This window comes from Vibrio sp. OPT46, from assembly GCF_015163535.1.
Lineage (GTDB): Bacteria > Pseudomonadota > Gammaproteobacteria > Enterobacterales > Vibrionaceae > Vibrio > Vibrio alginolyticus.
The window spans coordinates 55,836-62,957 of sequence record NZ_JADDYG010000684.1; the positions used below are offsets into that span (position 1 = coordinate 55,836).

Here is a 7,122-nt window from a genome sequence, read left to right on the forward strand (position 1 = left end):
TCCCATTACACCGCGTTAAACAAAGCTTGAGTAAGCTTGTCGCTGGTAGAAATTGTCTTTGCGTTTGCTTGGTAGTTGCGTTGTGCAGTCATTAGAGCAACAAGCTCGCTGGTTAAGTCAACGTTAGAACCTTCTAATGCACCCGGAGTTAGGTCACCCATCGTACCTGAACCCGGAACACCCATAATTGGAGCACCTGAGCTAAAGCTTTGAGTCCATGATGTTCCACTCACTTTCGCTAAGCCTTGTGTGTTTGCAAAATCAGCAAGAACAACCTGACCTTGTAGCTGTGATTGGCCGTTAGTGTAAGTCGCGTAAACCATGCCGTTACCTTCAACGCGTACACCTGCAAGTTCACCTGATGTGTAACCGTTAGGACTATTAGTACTTACGCCAAAAGCTGCACCAAATTGCGTGCTGCCTTTCAGGTTAATGTCTACACTCATCGCGTTCGCGCCTGCAGCAGGGAATGAAACATTAAACGGCGCAGTTGGTGCTGAAAGCGAGCCGTCTTTACCAAACGTTACAGGCACAGTTGCTACTGGCGTCGTACCGCCATCTACTTGAACGTTCACTTCCCACGAGTTAGAAGCAGTCTTAGTAAAGTACTGAGTTACCGTGTGCGAGTTACCCAATGAGTCGTAGACTTTTGTTGTGTAAGACGAGTTAAATGAGCTTGGATCTTTTGGATTGAATGGCGTTACGGCTTTATCAATAACAGACGCGCTTGCGTCGAAGTTCGCAACAAAATCTAAGCTGTCTGTTGCTTTAGCATTCAGTGAGGAAGTCGATACCTGAATATTACCCACAGAACCTGTCATTAGGTTGTTGTTGCTATCGACACTGTAACCTTGAAGCTTTGCACCGCTGTTAGCCGTAACAAAGTTGTTCTTATCCGTTGAGAACACACCTGAACGTGTGTACAACATTTGACCCATATTATCTTTAGTAACAAAAAAGCCACCGCCATTAATAGCTAGGTCCATCGCACGGCCAGTTCCTGTGATACTGCCGTCTTTGTCGAAGTTCTGTGAAATTGACGCGACTTCCACACCACCAGGTTGCATGCCGTTATATACAGCGGAGAATTCTGTGCGGCCACCTTTAAAACCATACGTTGATGCGTTGGCAATGTTGTGACTGATTGTGTTTAGCTCTGTGTTGGTCGCGTCCAGACCACTTAGTGCGATGTTAAAACTCATAAATAGACCTCTGATTTCCGTATTTGGTTAAGCACCAAACTGAGTGATTTGATAGAAAGGAACGTTGCCAACGCCATGGACATTGACTAATGCTGCGCCACCGGTATTAGGAATGCGCACTTGCTCAACAGTGCCTGCCATCAGCACATTTGGACTTGCTTGCCCTTCTTGCACTTCTACGGCCACTGAGTATTTGCCTGGTTTAAGACCAAGTTCTTCAGGATTAATTGAAAAGTCGACGTCACCTTTGCCGTGAGCACCTAGTGGCACTTTAGTTGATTGACCAAATTCATCTTTAACAACTAACGTGACTTGGTTTGAGCTATGAGCGAGTTCGATTTTTCCGTTTTGTACGTCTTCACCAAGCTGAAATTCATCCGCATTGACGTAAACCGTTTGCCCAACAAGGCCCGCTGTTGATAGCACTTGCATGTTGTCCAGTAACACCATGCTCTGTTGCATTGTCTTAGACATATTCTCGGTACTTTGTACCTGCGAGAACTGAGCCAATTGACCAACGTATTCCGTACCATCAAGGGGATTAAGTGGGTCTTGGTTTTGAATTTGAGCCACCATCAAAGAAATAAACTCATTCTCCAATGAAGAAGCGCTGTTCATGTCTTTAGGGTTTGGTGAGATACCGTTGCTGTCTTTTGCTTTTGTATTTACTGGAGCGTCAGACGATAAAGGGGTGTATTGTGCAATACTCATTAGCTGCCCTGCCCTAATCTAAGCAGACCTTGCTGCATACTTTTTACATTGGCTAATACTTCAACATTCGTTTCGAAGCTGCGTGTTGCGGACATCATGTCTGCCATTTCAGCAACTACATCAATATCTGGGTAAAACACATAGCCTTCATCATTAGCCAGTGGGTTGTTCGGCTCAAAACGCTTCTCTGCATCTCCAGCATTTTTAACAACGTCAACAATGCGAACTTCTGCATTGGGATAAGCTCCATTTTCTGTTGTCATTTGCGTTTTTTGGTACACAGTCGCAAATACTGGCTTAAGCGCTTTATAAGCATCTTCTGGATTTGCAGATACTGCATCTGCGTTTGCTAGGTTACTGGCTACCGTATTCAGACGCACAGTTTGTGCTGTCATCGCGGAACCAGTGATCGAGTAAATATCAGTGAATGACATAATTAACGTCCCTCAATCGCTTTCGCTAAGCCATTAAATTTCATGTTGAGAAACGTCAGGCTAGTTTGAAAGTCCATGTTGTTTTGCGTGAATTTTGCTTGTTCAACACCAAGCTCTACGGTGTTGCCATTTTTGCTATTCTGGTAAGGCACCGAGTATTGGGCCTGAACCTGGAACTTTGGCACCGGTTTGTTCACACCACCTGCCGTTACTTGGTTCATTACGGTGGTGAAACTTAGGTCTTTCGCCAAATACCCAGGGGTGTCAACATTTGCTAGGTTACTGGCGAGGACTTTGGTACGCTGAACGCGAAAATTAAGTGCCTCTGGATGTACTCCTAAAGCATTTTCAAATGTGATCGCCATGCATCTTCCTTACAGTTGGCTCGAATACGCCAACATACAAACAAGATACGTGCCATAAAAAATAGCCATATATATCAATGATTTACAAACAAGGATGGAAGCCAAACTTCCGGTTCTCGGAAAGCATTAAAAACAAGAGGAAAGTGTCCACTTCCTCAACAATAATGCTGACGTTACTCGCTTTGACATCAGAACAAGCATTCGCCAACACCAATGACAAAACCCTAAGCGTTGAAGAGATAAGGTCCGTTGTAGCAACGGATTTCGAACAAGAGGTGGATCGCGTAGCGCTCTCCAATCAGTGGGGGAAGTACAAACTGGACTTCGACATGTGGGTGCCCGGTTCCGCCAATCACTTGCCAGAATGTCAATCGCCTTTAGTTATCACAGGTCGTGACAACAACACGTTGCCAGTCGGTAACCTCAAGCGCTCAGTCAGCTGCGACAATATCGCATCACCATGGCGAATTAACGTTACGATAAAGTCTTCGCTGACTCTGCCTGTTTTGGTCGCGACAACCACGGTTGGCCGAAATGAAGTCGTAACGGCTAAACACATAAAGCTTGAAACCCGAACCATCTCTCGCCAAGACGATTTTTATACTCGCCCCGAGCAAGCAGTAGGCTTAGAAACCTCTCGTCGTTTGAGGGCTGGACAAGTGGTTAATCCATCCAATTTGTCGGCCCCACCTCTAATCGAGAAAGGCAATGAAGTCATAGTCATTGCGAGCAAAAATGGATTTAGTGCCAGCACAAAAGGAGTCGCCTTAGAAGATGGAGCGAAAGGGCAACAAATTGACGTGGAAAACCCAAGTTCGGGCAAGGTCATAAGAGCAGTCGTAACTGGATTAAACCAGGTTCATACTCAATTTTGATTTTTTGACTCGGGGTAACATTTTTTAATTTTGGCTCTCGTCAGTAACACTGAACTTCGAGTACAAAAAAAATATTTAATGTTTATCACATTCTAACCGCCTACTTAATTTAGAACATGATGATGAGGACCACAGCATGAAAATCGACAAAGTCGCGGGCGGTCATGTCCCACAAACAAAATTACAGCAAGCAAGCAAACAGCCTGTCGACGTCGTCGAACAGAGCAAAGTACACGAGCCTGCATTTCAAGCGAATACCGTAGCGATAGATCGCGCTCAAGCTGAAATGGCATCACTACCTGATGTTGATATGGAAAAAGTAGAACAAGTACGCAACGCATTAGCGCGTGGTGAACTTAGCCTAGATACAAAAGTGCTATCCAAGGCAATCATGCAGTTCCATACAGGTCACGAGTAATAAAACGCTAGGAAGACATCATGGCAAGCGCAGTATCGCAGCGAATTCAACAATTTGTTCGCTCTATATCTGAGGATATTAAGCTTTATCAACAACTGCTTCCTTTGCTGCAGCAGCAAAAGGTATTGTACTTAAAGTTTGATGGAGAGGCACTGAACGACAATGTTCAGAAACAAATGCCGATACTCAATAAACTCAGCCGCTCCGCCAATGACAGAAGCCAGTGTATGCGAGCGCTGGGGTTAGCGTGTAATGACGCCAGCGTAAAACGAATTTTCAATGCTTTGCCTGCCCAAATAGGTATGCAAGCTAGAAAACAATGGGCGCTATTGGAAACGTTGGTAAGTCAGTGCCAACAATACAATCAGAGCAATGGCCACAGCTCTGCGGCGTTCCATGAGTTGGTCAGTCAACTCAAACAACCTGTGCAACACACTTATGAAGATAAATCGTTCTAAACGATGTTCGTCTTGCCTACAGATTCAGTCGCCATCTCGGCTGAGTACTGTAGGCCTTTTTATTTTTATTGCCTTTCTGTCCTACCTTCCATTCACATGCCAGGCAAAACCAAATGCTGTCGATATTCAAACGCAGTATCAAGTATTAGCCCCATACAAACCACAAATTGCCAAGCGTCTCGATTCATCCAAACCGGTAATTAACCACATTTTCAAACAGCTTCAAAACCACTCATTACCAAATAGCCTAGCCTTAGTGCCAATGTTAGAATCTTCTTACAACCCCAAAGCCGTTTCTCACGCTAACGCCGCCGGACTTTGGCAACTGATACCAGCCACAGCGAAACGTTTCGGATTAACGATAAATACAAAACAAGACGATCGCTTTGACACAGAAGCTAGCACAACGGCCGCGCTCAAGTACCTGGCGTTTTTATACAACAAATTCGATCAAAATATGGCTCTCACTTTAGCTGCATACAATGCCGGAGAAGGACGTGTTGCACGTGCTATTCAGCGAGCAGGAAGTCGAGATTTCCAACAACTCACGCTGCCTAACGAGACTCGCCAATATGTCAGCCGCTTCTATGCATTGGAAAAGTTGATAGATATCGGTCAGTTACAATCCTCATCATTTCAACCTTTACTCTTATTTGCTCCAGACGCTCCTATGATTTCACAACCGCTGGTCGACTTTAGCCGACTGCCTCCGCTAGTTAATTTGTGATAAAAGCTACGACAGAGCTCAATGTCAGAGAAACGTAAAATCACAAGATCCTGTTCGGCGGATTTGAAAACTCGTGATCTCTATGCAAACGTGTGCAAAAAAGTTGAGGTAAGGTATCTCAAAGATAAGAAAGAGTAGTGGTTTACTAAAAAGCGCCCCAATTGCGCTTGGCAATTGGGTAGATATGCGTCACATTGCGTTTGCAAAAAAACATGAAAACCAATGGTCAGACCTAATAATTATTTACACACTAAATGTAAAACAGCTATTGTTTTCATAGTTCGAAACAAATCTAACATATCAAGATGACGCTTCGCTTGCGCGTCTGGAATAAGTCCGGGTTCCGGGGGGGAGTCCGGACTTTTTTATTGCTCTAAAATCTTTGCCCACAATAGAGCCAACAGAAGCTAAGTCGTAATGATGCAAACTAGCTGTTTATAGTAATTCTTTAGAAATCAACTGAAGTAAAAACGTTTCGCGCTCAATGCTCATGCCTTTTTTCGGGCTTTCTGCCATCGTTTTTTCATTGTGTGCAATTGCTTCGTGTATGTTCATCCATACCGGGCGCATTCCATTTTTAACTTCGTAATCTTCATACGCCGTTTCGCCTAGCTCACGTTCGATTTTACATGTATAACAATACGACACCATGTGCATCACGTCAGCGTCATCCTTGTACCACGGACGAAACTCCTCAAAGATTCCGAAAGGCTTAATACCATGTATATTTTGGGCGCCCGTTTCTTCCTCTAATTCACGGACTAATCCAGCAATGACATCTTCACCATCATCAATACCACCGCCTGGTAGCGTGTAGTCATGGTAACGTTCTGTATAGAGCAACAGCACATCTTCACCATCAAGTACAATGGCTCGCGCTGCATTGCGCTGAAAAACAATTTTGTCATCCAAATGCTCTATGTCTGGATGAACGGTCGATTTTAAATGTCTCATCGAAAATACCACGGTCAATGTTTTGTGCGCATATTACCGAATTTCACACTTTAAATCATTGTTGTAGGCCAGGTACGTTCGAGCGCTTGTCAGGAAGTGATTGATATGACCTTCACAACAATACGCCAAGAACAGAAGTGTGACGTGCTAATCAGCAATAAATGAGAATATCTAAATTCTTATACGTCCCTCTTACTTTTAACATCGATAAGACAATAATCTCTTAAAGTTGCCTATAATCAATACAATACTCGCCCACCCCATGCGGAGATAAAGAATGAAAAAGACAAATTTAATGATGGCTATGGCTGCAACATTGGTACTGGCTGGTTGTTCAACTTACGAGGGAGCGACCCGATCAACTGAGTATACCTCCGTTGCAAATCCCGCAGCCGTATACTGTGTTCAGCAAGGTGGTGAGCTGGATACCGTGTCGGAAAACGGCGAACGTGTCACTTACTGTGTGCTGTCTGACAATGAGCGCGTCGAGCAATGGGAATACTATCGCGAGAATCACAAAGAAAATGAGGGTGACAACTACTAATTATTTTTGTCGATACGTCACCTTCCCTCTATCACTTAGGAGCCTTTGGGCTCCTTTTTTATTTGATTTATCAAAGTGTTCTTACGTTGTTTTTACATATCTCTGACTTTACCGCACATCGACCCTATATCGAACAGTGTTCTATTCTTGACATTCCCCTGACATAACTTTCCACTTGGACAATAAAATTCCAAACACAGATCACACTAATTCACATTTCTTCCACATTTTCTGGGACAGGTGAGCAAGATGAAAACACAAATAGTAAAAGAAGCCGAGTCAGCCCCAAGCAACGTTGTTACTGAAAAATCAAAGCGCATTATTTATAAATCAAGCTTAAACGCCTTGATGATTGTCGCTATAAGTATTCTCGTTAACCTTAGTCTTCGTCTTGATTATGTCGTGTTGGGATCAAGCCTTGGCGAGCTTTCCGT

The 7,122-nt window shown here is 43.9% G+C and carries 10 protein-coding genes and 1 pseudogene; 6 read left to right on the top strand and 5 right to left on the bottom strand.

The window, feature by feature from the left end:
• Positions 1-5: 5 nt before the first annotated feature.
• The 4 genes from flgE to flgB are packed head-to-tail and all read right to left on the bottom strand — an operon-like array spanning position 6 to position 2,712.
• On the bottom strand, positions 6-1,202 hold the full coding sequence (flgE, locus tag IQR33_RS25155; RefSeq protein WP_005374010.1) for a flagellar hook protein FlgE: 1,197 nt from the start codon (positions 1,200-1,202) through the stop codon (positions 6-8).
• A 27-nt stretch (positions 1,203-1,229) separates the two neighbouring features.
• Positions 1,230-1,913 carry a flagellar hook assembly protein FlgD gene (gene flgD, locus IQR33_RS25160; RefSeq protein WP_005384410.1) on the bottom strand — a complete coding sequence of 228 codons (684 nt, stop codon included), beginning with the start codon at positions 1,911-1,913 and terminating at the stop codon, positions 1,230-1,232.
• On the bottom strand, positions 1,913-2,347 hold the full coding sequence (flgC, locus tag IQR33_RS25165) for a flagellar basal body rod protein FlgC (RefSeq protein ID WP_005374012.1): 435 nt from the start codon (positions 2,345-2,347) through the stop codon (positions 1,913-1,915). Before flgC ends, flgD begins: the two co-directional genes overlap by 1 nt.
• A gap of 2 nt (positions 2,348-2,349) precedes the next feature.
• Positions 2,350-2,712: a flagellar basal body rod protein FlgB gene (flgB, locus tag IQR33_RS25170; protein ID WP_005374013.1), complete on the bottom strand. Its 363-nt coding sequence runs from the start codon at positions 2,710-2,712 to the stop codon at positions 2,350-2,352.
• A gap of 77 nt (positions 2,713-2,789) precedes the next feature.
• Between flgB and flgA the strand changes: the two genes are divergently transcribed.
• The 4 genes from flgA (at position 2,790) to IQR33_RS25190 (ending at position 5,190) form a co-directional block, all read left to right on the top strand.
• On the top strand, positions 2,790-3,587 hold the full coding sequence (gene flgA / locus IQR33_RS25175) for a flagellar basal body P-ring formation chaperone FlgA (RefSeq protein ID WP_064369423.1): 798 nt from the start codon (positions 2,790-2,792) through the stop codon (positions 3,585-3,587).
• 136 nt (positions 3,588-3,723) lie between these two features.
• Positions 3,724-4,005, top strand: coding sequence for a flagellar biosynthesis anti-sigma factor FlgM (gene flgM, locus IQR33_RS25180; protein WP_005374016.1), 282 nt, complete (start codon positions 3,724-3,726; stop codon positions 4,003-4,005).
• A gap of 20 nt (positions 4,006-4,025) precedes the next feature.
• Positions 4,026-4,463, top strand: a complete 438-nt coding sequence (flgN, locus tag IQR33_RS25185) for a flagellar export chaperone FlgN (RefSeq protein WP_005374018.1) — start codon at positions 4,026-4,028, stop codon at positions 4,461-4,463.
• A complete protein-coding gene (locus IQR33_RS25190) occupies positions 4,444-5,190 on the top strand; it encodes a lytic transglycosylase domain-containing protein (RefSeq protein ID WP_042523341.1) in 747 nt (248 codons plus the stop codon). Before flgN ends, IQR33_RS25190 begins: the two co-directional genes overlap by 20 nt.
• 435 nt (positions 5,191-5,625) lie before the next feature.
• Here IQR33_RS25190 and IQR33_RS25195 read toward each other — a convergent pair whose 3' ends face one another.
• A complete protein-coding gene (locus IQR33_RS25195) occupies positions 5,626-6,144 on the bottom strand; it encodes an NUDIX hydrolase (RefSeq protein ID WP_005374021.1) in 519 nt (172 codons plus the stop codon).
• A 277-nt stretch (positions 6,145-6,421) separates the two neighbouring features.
• Between IQR33_RS25195 and IQR33_RS25200 the strand changes: the two genes are divergently transcribed.
• Positions 6,422-6,688: a DUF333 domain-containing protein gene (locus IQR33_RS25200; protein ID WP_005374023.1), complete on the top strand. Its 267-nt coding sequence runs from the start codon at positions 6,422-6,424 to the stop codon at positions 6,686-6,688.
• Between the two features lie 249 nt (positions 6,689-6,937).
• Positions 6,938-7,122 (top strand): annotated as a pseudogene (locus IQR33_RS25205) (hypothetical protein); the annotation flags it as partial.